Here is a 17436-nt window from a genome sequence, read left to right on the forward strand (position 1 = left end):
GCAGCCGGTCAGGAGCAGCAGGCCGGCGAGCGACACGCGCGGGCTGACGGTGGCAAACAGTCGTGTATGCAGCATGTGGTTCGGATTCCTGGCCAGGGCGGGTGCCTGGTTCGTGGTACTCAATGGCGCATGCTCGGCCCGCTCGTGCGTCTCGTTCGCGTCATTCACATGACCATTGGCATCAGCGAGCCGACCCCGGCCGAGGAGCGCGTCATCGCGCTCGCGTGGCTCGCGCTCTTCGTGCTGCTGGCGAGCATCTTCGTGGTCGGTCTGTTCGTGCTCGGCTGAGCCCGTCCGGCCGGCCGCGCGTGTCTATCATCGTCGACGGGCCCGCGGCAAGCTGTCCCAAGGCGAGCCCGCCGGCGAGTCGATTGGCACCGCCGGTGCCACGGTCGGCGTCTGTCTTCACACACAATCACGGTCGGCGCAATGGCGCGCCCTGCAGGCCTCTCGTCCCGGAGACACCCATGAGTTTGCTCGAACAGCTTCTCGGCGCCAACAACGGCGCCGCCATCGATCAGGTCAGCCGCCAGTTCGGCCTCGACCCGGCCCAGGCCAAGTCGGCGATGGACGCCCTGCTGCCCACCGTGGCGGCGGGCTTCCAGCGGAGTGCCTCCGCGGGCACGGGCACGGGCACGGGCCTCGAGGGGTTGTTGGGCGCCCAGGACGGCAACAGCATCCTGGGGCAGATCTTCGGCAGCAAGGACGTCAGCCGGGAGGTGGCGGCCCGGGCCTCGGCGCAGACGGGCATCGGCCCCGACATCCTCAAGGCGATGCTGCCGATGCTGGCGACCATGGTGATGGGCGCGCTGGCCAAGGGGGCGTTCAGTGGCGGGGCGGCGCAGGCCGGGCAGGCCCAGGTCGCGCCGTCCGGGGGCGGGTTGCTCGACATGCTGACGCCCATGCTCGACGGCAACAAGGACGGCAATGTCGTCGACGACCTGATGGGGATGATGGGCAAGTACATGAAGTGAGGGCGCCCGCGCCCGGCGTGGCTCCCGGGGGCGTGCGCCTGGGGCCACCGGCCTCGTCCGCCAAGAACCGACGGCAGACGAGGCACGTATGTGCTATCCATGGAACGCAAGTACCCACTTGCGTGCCCGCCCGGACGCCCGGGGTCCGGTCGGGCATTCAGGCATCATGGATGCGGTTGGGCCACCGAGTCGCCATGCAGGACATCGTTCGAGCCACGCCGGGGCAGATGACAGCCGGCCCGACGGACCACGACACGCAGCTGTCGCCACGCCTGATCACCCAGGCGTCCCGGCGCCTGTGCTGGGTGTCGCTGCTGGCCGCGGTCACCACGGTCCTGACCTTCGCCTTCCAGCGCGTCGTGCAGCCGGAGGTCATCCCGGTGCAGCAGGACCCGGTCAATGCCCTGGCGATGCTGGCCAACGTCCTCGGCGCGGCCGGGTTGATTGCCCTCCAGCAGTACCGCGTCGTGCCCCCGGCCACCATCCTGCAGTTGGGGATGGTGTTCGAGCTGATCGTCGCGTTCTACATCTCGACCATCGAGACCAGCCTCCCGTTCGACCCGAATGCGGTGGTGCGGGGGGGCTCCAACCTCGCCATCTGGATCGTGATCGTCGGGTTCCTGGTACCCAACACGCCGGTCATCACGCTGACGGTGGCCCTGCTGGCGGCCACCACGTGGCCCGTCGCCTACTTCATCAACGTCTCCCGGCTGGACCTCACGCCCCTGCCGTTGAACCGGCTGTTCGCGTGGACGTTCGTCAACTACCTGGCGGCGCTCTGGGCGTTCTTCATCGCCCGGCGGATGCACGGGATGGAAGTCGCCGCCCAGAAGGCCCAGGATCTCGGCAGCTACCACCTGGAGTCGTTGATCGGTCGGGGCGGCATGGGCGAGGTGTGGCGGGCGCGGCACAAGATGCTGGCGCGCGAAGCCGCCATCAAGATCATCCGCCCCGAACTCGTCGAGGGCGCCTCGGCCAGGCAGGCCGACGTCGCCGTGCGTCGCTTCGAGCGGGAGGCCCGCGTCACGGCCGACCTGCAGAGCCCGCACACGGTCTACCTCTATGATTTCGGCACGTCACGGGAAGGGCACTTCTATTTCGTGATGGAACTGCTCGACGGCGTCAGTCTGCAGAAACTCGTGCAGACGTTCGGCCCGCAGCCGGGCTCGCGTGTCATCCACCTGATGCGGCAGGTCTGTCTGTCGCTCGAGGAAGCGCATGCGCGCGGGCTCGTCCATCGCGACCTCAAGCCGTCCAACATCATGGCGTGCAAGGTGGCCCTGCAGCACGACTTCGTCAAGGTGCTCGACTTCGGGCTCGTCAAGCCGACGCAGGCCGAGGACTTCACGCACCTGACGGTCGAGGGCGTCTCGGCCGGGACACCCGGGTACATCGCCCCGGAGATTGCGATGGGGGAGGAGCGCATCGATGGCCGTGCCGACCTCTACACGCTCGGGTGCGTCGCCTACTACCTGCTGACCGGATCGCTGGTGTTCACCGAGACCAGCCCGACCGCCATGGCCGTCGCGCACGTGCAGAAGGCGCCGGTGCCGCCCTCCGAGCGCACGGAACTGCCGATCGCGCCCGACCTCGAAGCCGTCGTGCTCCGGTGTCTCGCCAAGGCGCCAGCCGACCGTCCGGCCAGCGCGCGGGCCCTGATCCGGCTGCTCGATGCCTGCGTCGACGCCAAGCAGTGGTGCAGTGAGGACGCGGAGGCCTGGTGGCGCACTCATCTGCCGCCGTCCTCCACCCACCGCCGCCCCGCGGTCGACGCCGACGACCAGGCGCGGCCGTCGCCCGTGCTGGTGCGCTGAGCGTCGGCCGTGTACACCGTGTCCCTCGCACGCATGGCCATGGCGGTATCGGCCGTCATGCTCGCGCATCAGGTCGCGGGCAAGGCCGTCCGTGACGCCCTCTTCCTCGAGGCCCTGCCGGTCACCGAGCTGCCGAAGATGGTCATCTTCGCGGCCGTCCTGTCGGTGCTGGCGGTGCCGGTCTACTCGCGCCTGCTCGCGTGGCTCGGGCCGAGGCGCCTCGTGCCGCTCGGCTTCGCGGTCAGCGCCATCGCCCACGTCGCCGAGTGGGTCTGGTTCGGAGCCGGCGCCGTCATCCCCATCGTCGTCTACATCCACATCGCGGCGTTCGGCGCGTTGCTGCTCTCGGGCTTCTGGTCGCTCACCAGCGAGTTGTTCGATCCCCACTCGGCCCGGGCCCAGTTCGTGCGGATCGCCTCGGCCGGGTCGCTCGGCGGCATCGTCGGTGGGCTGACGCTGGAGCGCGTGGGCGCGTGGGCCTCGGCCGACGCCTCGCTGCTGATGCTGGCGGGGTTGCATGCCGTGTGCGCGGTCGGCCTGTGGCCGATGTGCGAGTCGCTGCGCGAGCAGGGGCAGGCGCCGCCGCCAGAACCGCTGTTCGGCCGCCAGATGCTGCGGACGTCGCCGCAGGTGAAGGAGATCGCGCTGCTCGTCGTGCTCGGCACCGCCAGCGCCGCCATCGTCGACTACCTGTTGAAGTCGCGCGCCGCCACCGAGTACAGCGGCGGCCACCTGCTGCAGTTCTTCGCCATCTTCTACACCGTGGTGCAGGTGGCGACGTTCCTGTTTCAGGCCGTGCTGGCCGGACCCCTCCAGCGTCGCCTGGGAGTCGGACGGTCCGTCACGATGCTGCCGATCGGGCTGGGTGTGAGCACCGTGGCCTCGCTGCTGTTTCCCACGACCGCCGTATTCGCGGTGGCCCGAGGGACGGAGTCGGTCCTCCGCGGGTCGGTGTTCCGCAACGGCTACGAGCTGCTCTTCTCGGCCATGTCGCCGCAGGAGAAACGTCGGGTCAAGACCTTCCTGGACGTGGCCTGCGATCGTGCCGGTGACGCCCTCGGCGCTGGCATCGTGCAACTGCTGCTGCTGACGGGCCCGATGTTCCTCGTCAACGAGATGCTCGGCGTGGTGCTGCTGATGGCCGCCGTCAGCATCTGGATCGGCGAGCGCCTCGACTCGATGTACCTGCGCAGCATCGAGCAGCGGCTCATCGATCAGGCGTCGGCCGACGGGATCATGGGCATCGGCGACTTCGGGGGCCTCACGCTGCACAGCCTCGAGGTGCCGGTGGTCGAGCCGCCGGTCGCCCTCGAGGACGTCAGGCCCGGCCACCGCGAGCATGTGCCGGTGCAGGTCCTGCTCGACGAACCCCTGGACCTGCTGCGCCAACTGCGCACGGGCGATCGCGACCGCGTCATCGTCGCCCTCGAGTCGGCGCCGCGCTTCGAGGCCATGCACGTGGCGCAGACGCTGCAACTGCTCGCCTGGGACGACGTCACGGCGCAGGTGCGACGCGCACTCGAGCGGACGGCCGACCGCCATGTCGGCCTGCTCGTCGACGCGCTGCTCGACGGAGCGACCGACTTCGCGATTCGTCGGCGGATCCCCCGCATCCTCATCAGCGCGCCGTCACAGCGCACGCTCGATGGCCTGAACCTCGGTTTGTCGGACTCCCGCTTCGAGGTGCGCTACCAGTGCAGCCGGGCGATGGACCGCCTGCTCGTCGCCGACCCGTCGTTGCGGGTCGACGCCCCTCGCATCTTCCACATCGTCGAACGCGAGTTGTCGGTGGCACGTCCGGTGTGGAACGGGCACCGGCTGCTCGATCAGTTCGAGAGCTCGGACGCCGTGATGTTCCTCGACGATCACCTGCGCGACCGCGCCAACCGCAGCCTCGAGCACGTGTTCTCGCTGCTGGTCACCGTGCTGCCGCGCGAGCCGATCAAGGTGGCGTTCCGGGTCGTCCACAGCGAGGACCCGATGCTGCGCGGGCTGGCGCTGGAGTATCTCACCGGGGTGCTGCCCGAGACGGTGCGCACCCGACTGTGGGACATCCTCGATGCCGGCGTCGGGCAGAGCACCAGCGCGCCGTCCTCGACGACGGCCCTCGAGGACCTGCTCCGCTCCCAGGATGGACTGCTGGAGCAGCTGACCCGGCAGGTCACACCGTCCGTCGTCGATGCTCGCGAGCCAGCTGACCCGCCACCACCAGCCAACCCACCGTCAGGGCGACGTTGAGCCAGGCGAAGGCGCCGACACCCGCACCCAGGTGTGTCCCGAGTCGGACGATGCCCGCCTGCGTCACGTCGCCGAGGCGCATGAAGAACGTGTCGATGGCGGCCTTGGCCTTGTACTTGGCCTCGCGTGTGGTCGGCAGGAACAGCGCCTGCTTGACCGTGTTCTGGATGGAGTAGTCGGTGCTGTTCTCGAGCACCTTCAGGACGCTGACCACGGCCAGCACCGGCGCCACCGCAATGACCGAGTAGTTGACGATCGCCAGCACCGGCAGGATGAACAGCGCGCCGCGCACCCCCATGGTCCTGAGGATGCGTGAGGTGACGAACAGCTGCAGCAGCAGACCGAGCAGGTTGACCCGCCCGAAGAAGGTTCCGTAGAACCCGCCGATGAACCGCTGGCGCTCCGCCAGCTGGCCGTCGCTGGCAAACTGCTGCATCGCCTCGCCGACCACCAGCTTGCTGAGCAGGAACTCGCCGGAGGTGTTGACGATGTTGAGCAGCACCATCAGCCCGGCGATGAGCAGCAGGTAGCGGTCGGACATGACCAGCGCGAACCCGTTGGGCCCCGTGATCGGCGCATCGCTCTGCTGGCGGCCGACGGCGTCGGTGCGGCCCACTTCGCGGCGGTTCACGAGCATGATCAGGCCGAAGCAGACGGCGAGCAGGACGGCCGCCACCACCATCAGCGTGCTCGGATCGGATGTCGTCCGCTTCACCAGCGCGGCGGCCGCCTCCGCGCCAATCCACGCGCCGAGCGAACTGCCGACCCCGATGAAGGGGAACAGGCGGCGGCCCTGGCCTTCGGTGTACAGATCGTTCGTGAAGGCCCAGAACTGGGAAATCACGAAGACGTTGTAGATGCCGAGCCAGACGTAGAACACGATGCCGACCTGTGCACCGGCGCCGCGCACCCCCGCGAACAGCAGCAGGTTGGCGACGAAGAACGCCGAGGTGATGCCCATCAGCGGCACGCGGGCCACGCGCGACGCCAGCCAGCTGTAGGCCGGCACGACGGCGAGCAGCAGCAGGGCCTGTGCCGCCGACGAATAGGCCTTCACCTCTGCGCCACCCTCGGTGAGGATCAGCGCCTCGCGCGCCGTCTTCAGCAGGTAGTAGCCGGCCAGCAGCAGGAAGATCGTGACGGCGAGCATGACCACGCCGGGCCCCTCGCCGGCGCGCACGTCGGCAAAGTAGGAGAGGGCGCGTTCGAGACGACTCCGAGGCGCCTCGCCGACGGTCTTGAAGTGCGGGAACGACTGGTGGGAGCGCAGCTCCGGATGGCTGACCAGGGTGCGTGGATCGTTCATCGGCGAATCAGCCCGACGGGTGTCCAGCCCTCGGCGTCGCGGCGGAAGTAGAACGCCACCGGCGCGCTCCAGTGGCGATACTGCGGGTGCACGACGTGGACGTCAGCCGACACGAAAGGATCCTGGGCGAGTTCCTCGGGCATCGGCGCCTCTGGCGTGGACGTGGTGATGGGCGGGCCGACATGGGCATGACGACCCGTCTCGTTGTCGAAACGCTGCCACTGTACGACATAGCTCGTCGGGGCCGTGGCCACGCGGGCGTCGACCGCGGCGTTGGCGAATCGGAGGCGACCGCCCTCCAGCGACGGGGAGACCAGTGGCGTGACGCCGGTGAGCCACGCCTTCGCAATCCGGTCGCGGCGGCCGATCAGGGCCTGCGCGACCTGCGCGGTCGCGGCCGGGTCACTGTAGCGACCCTGCGCCGCCAGCAACTGCAACTGCGCATCGGTGAAGGCCGCCACGCGCCTGGCGCCCCAGAAGGCGTCGTCGGCCCGCATGTTGAGGAAGGCGGCATTGGGGTATTCGGCGCGCCATTCTTCCGGCTCGAAGCCATCGGCCGTGTAGGGACCGACCGACGGATGGTAGGGCAGGATGTGGCGCCGCGCCCACGACGGCGCCCAGAGGCCGAACGTCCGCAGGACGCGCCACGCCATCGGCCCGTCGATCAGGTAGGCCCGACCCGAACGGGCCGTATCGGGACCGGTGGTGCCGCTGCCCATGATCGATCCGAAGTCGAACATGTAGTGGCGCACGGCCGACTGGCCGCCGTCGCCTTCGATCATGTCCAGCGTGTTGTTCGCGCGCGAGTCGTCGTGGTTGACCCAGGCGGCGAAGACGCGCGCGGCCCGCAGTTCGCGACGATGCTCGTGCGGGTAGATGTCGTTGGGGTCGTCGGGCCTGGTGCCGTTGTAGCGGAACTGGCCCGCCGGCTTGCCCGGGGCAAAGCGGCTGGCCAGCGCCCGGTAGGTGCCATCGTTGCTGCGCGCCGCGCGCCACAGCAGGCGATCGAGCGTGTCGCGGGTGAACGGCTGCTTGCGCCCGTCACGATCGCGGTAGGTCGCCTTCGGGTCGATCGTGAGCGTGTCGACGTCGACGTAGACGATGTAGTTCTCGACGACGTGGTAGCCCAGCGCGTGATAGAGCAGCGTGCCGATCATCTCGGCGCCGGTGGCCAGATGGGGGTACCCCGGAGGGTCGAACTCGAGCTGATAGAGCTGCGAGTCGTTGGCGCCGGTGATGACGGCGCGGAACCCGGGCTGCAAGCCCGTGTTCTTGCCGGCGACGATGGTCCAGCCGCTGGCCTGCAGGGCGGGCAGGGAGTTGGGGCCGCGCACCAGCGCGCCGTCGTCGATCGGGCGATGCCCGATGCGGTTGGTGAACCAGCTGGAGTCGGGGACCTCGTCCAGCGTGTTGACGTTCATGGCGCGCACGTCGCGCTGGTCGCCCTTGAGCGCGAACGTGTTCTCCAGGAAGTCGTAGGACTGGCTCAGCTCCTGCGGCGCCACGCCGCTGGCGTCGACGAGCATGTCGGCATCGACCCAGAGCGGATCGTCGGGCTCGAAGTGCACGCGCAGCGGCTGCGTGGCGGCCTGGCCGTGTGCGCCGGCCCGACGCGAGGCGACGTCACCGGCAAGCAGCGCGACACACAGGAGGACGGTCCCCAGTAGCGACCGGCGGGACAGCGCGAAGCGGAGCGGCACACGCACGGAGAGCATGTCAGAAACTCGTGCTGAAGCCGACGATCAGGCGCACCGGATCCTCGCCGCCGAACGCCACGTCGGCGCGCAGGGCGACGGCGTTGCTGTAGCCGAAACGGAAACCGATCCCGTACGCATCGCGCAGATCCTTGATGTGGAAGGCCGACCAGTCCGCCGCGACCTGCCCGGCGTCGTAGAACACCGCGGCCATGAGAAACGGGTTGACCTCGTAGCGGTACTCGGCCGAGATCAGCAACTGGCTCCGGTCACGAAAGCGCTGGCGGTCGTAGCCGCGCAGGCTGCGCGCGCCGCCGAGCGTCGGCATCAGGTAGAAGGGCACCTGGGCCTGGCCGAGCCCGTCGGCATGCTGCGCCAGCACCCGCAGGGCGAGCACGCGACTGAGATTCCAGAACGGGATGAACTGCTGCAGTTCGATCCGCGTGTCGGTGAAGCTGTACGCGCCGCCGTCGCGGTCGTCGAAACGCCGGACCTGTGCCTGGTAGAGCCCACCGCGGCGTGGATTGGCGGTGTCGCGCGTGTCGATGACGACGCCGAGATGCGAGATCACGTACTCCGGCTGGAAGGTGAGGCCTGGCGCGCTCCTGTCGTCGTGGACCCCCTGCGTCCCCGGCACACGACTGGCCTCCGACGATGCCTTGATGTCCGGATTCGCGAAGCCGACACCCGCCGTCCCGGTCAGCCACCGCGTCACGCGAACGCCGGCCGTGAGGTCGACCTGCGTCGCCGACAGCCCGAAACTCGTACGGTCGTCGAAGGAGGTGTCCGGCCCCTCCCCGTAGTAGCGCTGCACGGCCTCGTGCCGGCGCGTGACGCTCGCGGTGATGAACCCGGCGTCCCGCGGCAGGAACGCGCGTGTGAAGTCGACGCCCAGCAGATGGGACTCACGCAAGGATCCGAGGCCGCGGACGGTGAGGACGCCGAGCGGCGTGGGCTGGCGGTACCCGCCGCCCAGGGTGAACCCGTTCCCTTCACCGACGCCGCCGACCTGGGCGAACCAGCCCCGTGCTGGGTTGAACACCCGCCCGAAGAGGCGCGACTCTTCGATGAAGCTGAAGGTGCGCTCGACCCGATTGGGGGGCGGCGCCTCCGCGAGGGCCGCCGCCTTGGCCCGCCGCGCCGCTTCCGCCGCGCCGGCACGCGTGGAGGGGGCGTCCTGTGCCGCCAGGGGGGACGGCGTCACGAGGAGGCCCAGGAGGAGGGCCGCGGCGATGCCGAGGGCCACCCTCCAACGCTGGCGCGGGCGAGTCCCGGCGGTGGATTCCATGGGCGGCAGGCTCGCCATCGCAGGCGTCATGAAGGCCCCATTACAGCAGAAGACGAGGGGGCGTGCCTACTCATCCGTGATCGAAACACGCGCGGATTCACTGGGCGAGGTGTGCAGATCGATATGTGCATCCCGTGATGTCCGGCGATCTTGCGGGGACGGAGGTGCGGGCGTACGGTGACCACAGACAGCGCGGTTCCACCGTTTCACCGGGACTCACCGGAGAAAGCAGGAGAACATGGCTGAGGGAGATCCACCTTTCCACCACGGGCTCGGCGGGCGTCGAGGATGACGTCGGTCGGGCCAGCCGTTCCAGCGGTCCGGGCGTTCGGGTAGCCATCGTTTTCATGGGCCCAGCCCATCCGGCTTCTGCCGACCACGACATGCGGCGCGCCGAACGACGGACCGGGTCACGCGCAGTGCACCACGACTGAGGAGGCACATGGACCAGGACACTCCACCGAACCAGCACCTCACGGCCCGCCGGTCACGCTGACGCCGGACACCGAGACACCGAGGCCTTCGCGCCTCCTGGCGGCTGCCATCGTCAATGGCGTCCGTCGTCAGCAAGACCCTGACCGTCACACACGCGGGAAGGAGTCAGAATCTCTTCACGGCCCGATGCGCGTCCCTGCGCGTCGGGCCGTTCCTCGTTGGCCCCACCTCGCGAGTTGCTGGTCCACGTCGGCAAGACCTGCCCGGTGATTCGCTACACCCTGAACGCTCCACCTCCATCTTGGTGCGCCCCGCGCAGGTGCGCCCTGCTCGAAGTGCGCGGCGGCTGCCGCCCCGGCGACCGGGCAACGTCCTTGCATCGCGCCTGTCCCGGCGCCCGACACAGGTCGGGCCACCTTTCTTTCCCTTCCGAGGAGTACGCCATGACCGCGACGTTCGACCTGCCCCTGATTCCCCTCGATTTCCTCGGATACGCCGCGTCGGCGTCGCCGATGCCCGCCGCGCCAGCCTCCGCGTCGTACGCGATGGCCGAAGCCGAAGACGACCTGGAGGACGACGACGTCGACGAGGACGACGACGAGGACGATGAGGAGGACGACGACGATGTCGAGGTCCTCGACGAGGACGAGGACCTCGAGGACGACGACGAAGAGGATGACGAGGACGAGGAGGAAGAACTCGAGGCCTAGAGCGCGGCCGGGGCACGCGCCGCGCCGCGCGCGCGTGCCAGCTCGCTCACCCCCATCGCCTCGGCCACATACGCCTCCAGCTCCAGGGCCCTGTGCTCTGAGGTATGGGACGCCATCACACGGCTGCGCGCGCGCCGACCGATCGTGCGGCGTTCTCCTTCAGACAGGTCGAGATACTGCTCGATGTCCCTGGCATCGGTGGCCGGCAGGATCTCGACGTAGGGCTCGAAGAACGCCTCGAGCCCCTCGCAGGCATCGCTGATGATGGCCGACCCGCACGCTGCCGCTTCGAAGAGGCGGACGCTCGGCGAGTGGCCCAGTCGCCGCGTCTCGGTGCGTGTGAGGTTCAACGTGAAGCGTTGGCCGCAGTAGAAGGCGGCGTGCGCCTGGGGTGGGAGATGCTCGACCCGCTCCACGTTCGTCGGCCAGGTGATGGTGTCCGGGTACAGCGGCCCGGCCACCGCGAAGCGCGCACTCGCGCGCTGGGACGCCACATCGAGCAGCAGGCGCCCGAGGGCCGGCTGCCGGTCAGGCGCATAGGTGCCGAGGTAGCCCAGATCCCACCGCGTCTCTTCGTTCACCGGCAGATGGACGCCCGGGTCGACCGAGCAGCAGAGCGACCGTGCCCGCGGCGCGCCGAGGGCGACCAGACGCTCGAGCGCCGTGCCGGCAGAGAACGACAGCATGGTGTCCAGCATCGGCAACTGGTCGCGGCGCAGGTAGGCGCAGGACTCGCCGGTCTCGAGGCGCTGCAGGGTCCTCGGCGTGTCGATGTCATAGAACATCAGCACCCCTCGCGTATGGCGGCGCGCCCAGTCCAGCACGTCCTGGCCCTCTGCGATGCCGGAGCCGACGATCACGACGTCGGCGCCCTGGATGGCGGATCGATAGCGCTGTCCGAGCTCCTGGACCGAGCCGTAGAAGGCGACGCGCACGCTGTCCCAGTCCCGCAGGTCGCGGTGCGCGGCGTAGCCCGGGTCGTCGCGCTCGAGAAAGAGCACGTGATGGCCCCGCCGACCGAGGGCACCCAGCAGGCTGCGGTAGATGGTCGCGTGTCCGTTGCCCCACGAGGAGCTGATGGCCAGCCCGATCACCACGACATGGCACTTGCTCAGCATGCGTGCCTCCTTGAGGCGCGGCTCCAGCCCATCCGCGGACGACCGGGCACAGGCGCGTCCGATGTGACGCTGCAGTGACGCTGCCGGGGGAAGCGTGGACCGGACATCGCTGCCTGCAATGCGCATACCGAAGACGGCCATGTCGCCAGCGCCGGAGGCGTGCGTCCATTCGCACCCAGCGCAGCCGCGCTGCGTCGCGATCCACGACGCTTGTTCGCACGAGGTACAGGACGACGATTCGTTGTCCCGGTGTGTCGTGCCGCGGTACATCGCTTGCAGGCGCCACGGTGTGTCCACCCATGGAGCCGCCACGTGACGCGTCCGCTCACGCGCTTGCTCGTCGTCGACCCCGAGGTGCCAGACGACGATGCGCTGGTCACGGGGCTGCAGTCCCAGGGCTATGCGGTCCGTCTCGTCCGTGATGGCGCCAGCGCCGGGGTGCAGTTGCGGCTGTGGCGCCCGCACGTCGTGTTGCTGGAACTGGTGCTGCCCGACCAGTCGGGACTCGAGTGGTTCCGCCACAGTCGCGGCGTGCTGGCCCACGTGCCGGTGATTGTCGTCACGCGCCATGCCACGGTGGCGTCTGCCGTCGAGGTGCTGGGCGAGGGGGCGCACACGCTGCTCGAGAAGCCCGTCGACCTGACGGTGCTGGCCGGCCACCTGCAACGGGCCCTCGCGAAGAAGACCGCTGCCCGTGATGGCACACCCCGCGACGAGCTCGAACCCGGGGTGGAAGGCTTCGGAGCGCTCGTCTCCCGCGCGCAGGGCATGCGCGATGCCTTTCGCCTGGCGCGCGCGGCCGCGCCCACCGATGCCAACGTGCTGATCGTCGGCGAGAACGGCACGGGCAAGGAACTCATGGCGTCGGCGCTGCACGCTCACAGTCTTCGAGCGTCCAACCCGTTCATCCGGCTGAACTGCGCCGCCATTCCCGCCGATCTGCTCGAGTCCGAGCTGTTCGGCTACCGGCGCGGTTCCTTCACGGGCGCGATTGCCGACAAGAAGGGCCTGCTCGAAGTGGCCGAGGGCGGCTCCGTGCTGTTCGACGAGATCGCCGAGATGCCATTGTCGTTGCAGGTCAAGCTGCTGCGCGTGCTGCAGGAGCGCGAGTTCCGTCCGGTGGGCGGCACGACGAGTCAGCAGGCGGATGTCCGCGTGATCTGCTCGACCAACGTCAACCCGGACGACGCCGTGCGCAGCGGCGTGCTGCGCGAGGACCTCTTCTTTCGCCTGAACACCATCGTGCTCAGGCTGCCAGCCCTGCGCGAACGGGAAGGGGACATTGCGCTGCTGGCCGTCAGGTTCCTCGTGCAGTCCGCCGAGCGCCATCGTCGTCCCGTGAGCGGGATCGAAGCGGCGGCCCTGAGGACCCTGGAGCGGCACACCTGGCCCGGCAATGTCCGTGAGCTCGAACACGTCATCGAGCGGGCGGTCATCCTGTGTCACGGGCCGGAGATTCGAGTCGAAGATCTGCCCGACACGGTGCGGCTCGCGACGGCGGCCCCCCGCCCCGGGACGATGCCGATCGGACAGTCGCTCGACGAGATCGAACGATTCGCCATCGTCCAGACCCTGGAGCGGACTCGAGGGAACAAGCGGGCGGCGGCGGCCCTGCTCGGCATCCATCGGCCGACGCTGTACAACAAGCTGCGCCGCTATGGCCTCTGGCGCGCCGAGCCGGTGCTGTCCGACGACGAGGCCTAGTCCGCGGTGCGGGCCCAGACCCGCAGCCATTCGGCGACGCCCCAGGCCTGGGCGATGCAGCCGCGTGGCGCGTACGGCGGCTCGGCGTCGAAGATCTCGCTCACCGACCCAATGCACCCCTCGTCGAGGTGCGCGAGGCAGGGCTCGATGAAGCGGCGGGCGCCGGCCCGGTCGTCGGGATGCCGCGCCAGCCACGCATCGACGAAGGGCCCGATCAACCAACTCCACACCGTGCCCTGGTGATAGGCCGCATCGCGCGTCCTGAGGTCGCCGAAGTACTGTCGCTTGTAGTCGGGATGGGCTGGCGACAGCGAGCGCAGCCCCACGGGCGTCAGCAGGTCGCGTCGAACGGCCTCGAGCACGTCGTCCCAATGCTGCGAGTCGAGGACGGGGTGGCGCAGGCTCATGGCGAACAACTGGTTCGGCCGGCAGGCGGCATCGGCGCCGGCCTCGCCATCGATGACGTCGAACAGGTGCCCCGCCTCGGGATTCCAGAAGCGCGCGTTGAACGAGGCGCGCACGTGCGCCGCATGCGCCTCGAGCGTGTTGGCCTCGTCCTCGTCGCCGCCACTGCGCAGCCACGATGCGAGCAGCCGGACGGCGTTGTACCACAGGGCATTGATCTCGACGGCCTTGCCGCGGCGTGGCGTGACCACCCAGCCGTCGACCTTGGCGTCCATCCAGGTGAGCTGGTAGCCGTCGGCGCCCTGGCGCAGCAGCCCGTCGGCCGGGTCGACCCCGATGCCGAAGCGCGTCCCCTCGCGGTGTGCCGCGACGATGCGACGCAGGGTGGGCAGCAACTCGCGCAGCAGCAGGTCGTCGTTGGTGCGGCGGAGATAGCGATCGATGGCGTGAAAGAACCAGAGCGTGGCATCCGCCGTGTGGTAGAGGCCTTCCTGACCCCCTTCGGGAAACATGTTGGGGATCAGCCCGTCACGCACGTGGTACGCGAAGGTGCGCAGGATGTCGCGCGCCTCGGTGACACGGCCGGTGCACAGCGTGAGGCCCTCGAGCGAAATCATCGTGTCTCGGCCCCAGTCGGTGAACCAGTGGTAGCCGGCCACGACCGAGCGGGCGCGGCCGCCCCCGGCCTCGGCGCGTACCTGATCGTGCGTGCGTGAGATCGGCGTCATCAGGAACTGGTCGGCGGCGAGCACGAGCTCGGCCCCGACGCCCGTGCGGACGGCCGGATCGGCAAGGCCCAGCAGGCGGGCGCGCCGCGCCCGTTCCATCGTTCGCGCCTCGTCCGGGTTGACCGCGGCAAGGATGTCCCAGGGTTCTGCCGACGCCATCACCGTCACGGCGGCGCCGCGCGTCAGATCGGTTCTGAAGCGTCCCGGGCTCCACAGGGGGCCGGCGTAGTCGTAGCCGCGCCGTTCCTCGACCAGGTACCGGACGTCCCGAATGGCTTGATCGTCGAAGACGAAGCCGCCACTGGCGGCATGGAGCACGAGTCGCAGCGGCGGCTGCTGCTCCTCCGCGGTCACCTCGATGCGCTGGCCGCGGGCGCTGACGGTGTAACCGTCGACGGGTGAGCGATCCACCGGAGCCTCATGCGGGCGGAAGCCCACCATCGGCCGCAGCGAGAGCCGCACCCGGCGCGGGCCCGCGAGCAGCCGGTAGGTCACGTGCACCGTGTTCTGCCCGTGTGGCATCAGCAGCGTCTTCTCGATGACGGCGCCATTCACGACATAGCGCCAGACCGGAAGCCCGGCTTCGAGGCGGAACTCCTCGAGGTGCCGACCCGCGTCCGCTTGCGCGAGCTGTCCGGTCGTCCCGTGCAGGCCGAGCCAGTCACGGGCGCCGTCGCGGAAGGTGAGTCGCTCCTCGAGATGGGTGAGCAGCATCATCCGCCCGAGCGGGGATGGCAGTGCCGCCACCAGCAGGCCGTGGAAGCGGCGGGTGAGGGCGCCGATCACCGTTCCAGACGCGTAGCCGCCCAAACCATTGGTCACGAGCCACTCGCGGCTGCCGTGTTCCTCGAGTGTGGGCGGCTCTGCGGCGGCGAAGCGCGTCCGCCGGACGAGTGGGGCGAGTTCGGCGAGTGGGTCGTGGAGCGGGCTGACTGATGGACGACTCATGCGTCGAGATCCTCGGACGGGGTGGCGCGGAGCACGACGCACGCATGGCCAGGCAGGGGCCAGTGGCCCGGCGACCACGACATCGTGCCCTGTCCGCCATAGCGGGGCGCTTCGCTGGACCAGAGGGCTTGCCACGCGCGCCCGTCGGGCGGGGCGATCAGGGGTTCGGAGAGCGACGCTACGTCGCGATCTGGACCGCTGTTGAGCAGCAGCAGCCAATCCTCGTCGTGGTCGCCGAAGTAGCGCAGCAGGAGCAGCGTGGCGTCTGGCGCGGCGCCGTCGAGCACGTGCGCGCCGTCGACGCGCGGCCGTCGCCGGCGCAGCGTCAGCAGGTCGTGGTGCAGGGATCGCCATTCGATCTGGGCGCGATCGCGCGGGTCGCGCTGCAACTGGCAGTGCTGCCAGGCGTCACGATCGTGCGGCGGGGCCTGGAAGGCCTGGACATCCGGATCGCGCAGGCGGTGGAACTGCCCGAGGAACTCCTGTCGACCAGCGCGGACGGCCTCGCGCAGCGGCGAGTCGTGATCGGCGAAGTAGACGAAGGGCCGGCGCGAGCCGAACTCCTGCCCCTGAAAGAGCATCGGCGTGGCCGGCAGCAGCAGGAGCAGCGCGGTCATCGCGCGGAGATCGGCCGGCCTGGCGAGATCGACCAGGCGACGGCCGCGATCGGTGTTGGCGACCTGGTCGTGATTCTCGAGAAAGTGGATGCAGGTGCTTCTCGGCAGGCGGAGGCCCGGCGTGCCGCGGGGCTGCTTCTGCCACGCATAGTGCTGTCCCTGGAAGAGCACGCCCCATCGCGCGCAGGCGAGCCATTCGCTCGCGTCGCCGCGATAGTCGCTGAAGTAGGCCTCGTGCGTGCCGACGAGGGCCATCCGCGTGCTGTGGTGGAAGTCCTCGTTGTAGATCGCATCGAGCCCATAGCCGCCGCGCGCGGTCGGTGTGACGAGTCGGGCGTGCTGGGGCTCGTTCTCGGCCGTGACCAGCACCGTGCGCGCACCGGCCGCCTCGCGCGCCGTTCTGGTGATGGCCGCGATCAGGTGCTCGTCGGACGCGTCGAAGATCTGCTGCGTGGCGTCGAGTCGGAGCCCGTCGACGTGGAACTCGCGAATCCAGTACGCGACGTTGCCGAGAATCCAGTCACGGACGGGACCAGAGGTCGGTCCGTCGAAGTTGAGGGCGTCTCCCCACTCGTTGTCGTAGCGGGTCGTGAAGTAGTCGGCGGCGAACGCGCGCAGGTAGTTGCCATCCGGTCCGACGTGGTTGTAGACCACGTCGAGGATGACGGCGAGGCCGACGGCGTGCGCGCGGTCGACGAACCGCCGCAGGTCGTCGGGACGACCGTAGAGACGGGACGGGGCGTAGAGGCCGACGCCGTCGTAGCCCCAGCCGAACGCGCCGGGCATGTCGGCCACCGGCATGACCTGGAGCACCGAGATGCCCAGGTCGGCGAGCGCCGCCAGCTGTCCGCCCGCGGCGTCGAGCGTGCCTTCGGGCGTGAACGTACCGAGATGGAGTTCGTAGATGACCGGGTCGCTGGTTGCGCCTCGCCAGGAGCCGTCGGTCCAGGCGAAGGCGTCGGGATCGATGACCTCGGAGAGACCGTGCGGACCGTCAGGCTGAGAGCGGGAAGCGGGGTCGGGGTAGACCTTGGGGTCGCGCCCGAGCAGGAACCCATAGCGACTGCCCGCGTGCCCGTCGACGAGCGCGGCGTGGTAGCCGTGCACGTCACGGGCCAGGGGGTGATCCCGACCGTCGATGCGCACGGACACGCGCGCATGGTCGGGCGCCCACACACGCACGTGGACGGTGATGGCGGATGCGAGTTCGGCTCCTGCGGGACACCGACGGACGAAGAGAGACGATGCGAATGCGGAAGGTTCCGGTGCCGCCAGAGGAGACTCGGCCATGCCGCCGGCATCGCAAGCCTCATGCCCGCGCACCTCACCCGCAGGAGCGCTCAGGTCCGCGCGCTGCGCGTCCCTCACCCTGGCGCGTGTGTAGGGTCATACGGCACCCTGTAGGAACCACGGACGCGCGCGGCCCGGGCACGCAGGGGAGCCTCCAGCCTTCGGCC

12 protein-coding genes are annotated in these 17436 nt (G+C 69.5%); 6 read left to right on the forward strand and 6 right to left on the reverse strand.

Annotated elements, in window-relative coordinates; translation table 11 throughout:
• The first annotated feature begins 129 nt into the window (after positions 1-129).
• From Q0C41_RS12170 to Q0C41_RS12185, 4 genes are all read left to right on the forward strand, one after another.
• Positions 130-288, forward strand: coding sequence for a hypothetical protein (locus tag Q0C41_RS12170; RefSeq protein ID WP_291984047.1), 159 nt, complete (start codon positions 130-132; stop codon positions 286-288).
• A 179-nt stretch (positions 289-467) separates the two neighbouring features.
• Positions 468-974, forward strand: a complete 507-nt coding sequence (locus Q0C41_RS12175; protein ID WP_291984048.1) for a DUF937 domain-containing protein — start codon at positions 468-470, stop codon at positions 972-974.
• A gap of 194 nt (positions 975-1168) precedes the next feature.
• Positions 1169-2788, forward strand: coding sequence for a serine/threonine-protein kinase (locus tag Q0C41_RS12180; protein WP_291984049.1), 1620 nt, complete (start codon positions 1169-1171; stop codon positions 2786-2788).
• Positions 2789-2806: 18 nt separating this feature from the next.
• On the forward strand, positions 2807-5026 hold the full coding sequence (locus Q0C41_RS12185; protein ID WP_291984050.1) for a hypothetical protein: 2220 nt from the start codon (positions 2807-2809) through the stop codon (positions 5024-5026).
• Here the strand turns inward: Q0C41_RS12185 and Q0C41_RS12190 are convergent.
• From Q0C41_RS12190 to Q0C41_RS12200, 3 genes are read right to left on the reverse strand one after another with little or no spacing between them, the layout of a single operon-like run.
• Positions 4950-6332: an Npt1/Npt2 family nucleotide transporter gene (locus Q0C41_RS12190; protein ID WP_291984051.1), complete on the reverse strand. Its 1383-nt coding sequence runs from the start codon at positions 6330-6332 to the stop codon at positions 4950-4952. The two genes, Q0C41_RS12185 and Q0C41_RS12190, sit on opposite strands and share 77 nt — an antisense overlap.
• Positions 6329-8047 carry a hypothetical protein gene (locus Q0C41_RS12195; protein ID WP_291984052.1) on the reverse strand — a complete coding sequence of 573 codons (1719 nt, stop codon included), beginning with the start codon at positions 8045-8047 and terminating at the stop codon, positions 6329-6331. The genes Q0C41_RS12190 and Q0C41_RS12195 overlap by 4 nt, the downstream gene beginning before the upstream one ends.
• Position 8048: 1 nt before the next feature.
• Positions 8049-9344 (reverse strand): BamA/TamA family outer membrane protein, encoded by a 1296-nt coding sequence (locus tag Q0C41_RS12200; protein ID WP_291984053.1) that lies wholly within the window; start codon positions 9342-9344, stop codon positions 8049-8051.
• An 848-nt stretch (positions 9345-10192) separates the two neighbouring features.
• Between Q0C41_RS12200 and Q0C41_RS12205 the strand changes: the two genes are divergently transcribed.
• Complete coding sequence (locus tag Q0C41_RS12205) at positions 10193-10459, forward strand: hypothetical protein (protein ID WP_291984054.1); 267 nt, start codon at positions 10193-10195, stop codon at positions 10457-10459.
• On the opposite strand, the gene Q0C41_RS12210 is transcribed toward Q0C41_RS12205, so the two are convergent.
• Positions 10456-11577, reverse strand: coding sequence for a glycosyltransferase (locus tag Q0C41_RS12210; RefSeq protein WP_291984055.1), 1122 nt, complete (start codon positions 11575-11577; stop codon positions 10456-10458). The genes Q0C41_RS12205 and Q0C41_RS12210 overlap by 4 nt on opposite strands.
• Positions 11578-11889: 312 nt before the next feature.
• Here Q0C41_RS12210 and Q0C41_RS12215 point away from each other — a divergent pair, with 312 nt between their 5' ends.
• Complete coding sequence (locus Q0C41_RS12215) at positions 11890-13281, forward strand: sigma-54 dependent transcriptional regulator (RefSeq protein ID WP_291984056.1); 1392 nt, start codon at positions 11890-11892, stop codon at positions 13279-13281.
• On the opposite strand, the gene Q0C41_RS12220 is transcribed toward Q0C41_RS12215, so the two are convergent.
• On the reverse strand, positions 13278-15362 hold the full coding sequence (locus Q0C41_RS12220; RefSeq protein ID WP_291984057.1) for an amylo-alpha-1,6-glucosidase: 2085 nt from the start codon (positions 15360-15362) through the stop codon (positions 13278-13280). The two genes, Q0C41_RS12215 and Q0C41_RS12220, sit on opposite strands and share 4 nt — an antisense overlap.
• A complete protein-coding gene (locus Q0C41_RS12225) occupies positions 15359-17131 on the reverse strand; it encodes an alpha-amylase family glycosyl hydrolase (RefSeq protein WP_291984058.1) in 1773 nt (590 codons plus the stop codon). Before Q0C41_RS12225 ends, Q0C41_RS12220 begins: the two co-directional genes overlap by 4 nt.
• Between the last annotated feature and the right edge of the window lie 305 nt (positions 17132-17436).

The organism is Luteitalea sp., assembly GCF_022842525.1.
GTDB lineage: Bacteria > Acidobacteriota > Vicinamibacteria > Vicinamibacterales > Vicinamibacteraceae > Luteitalea.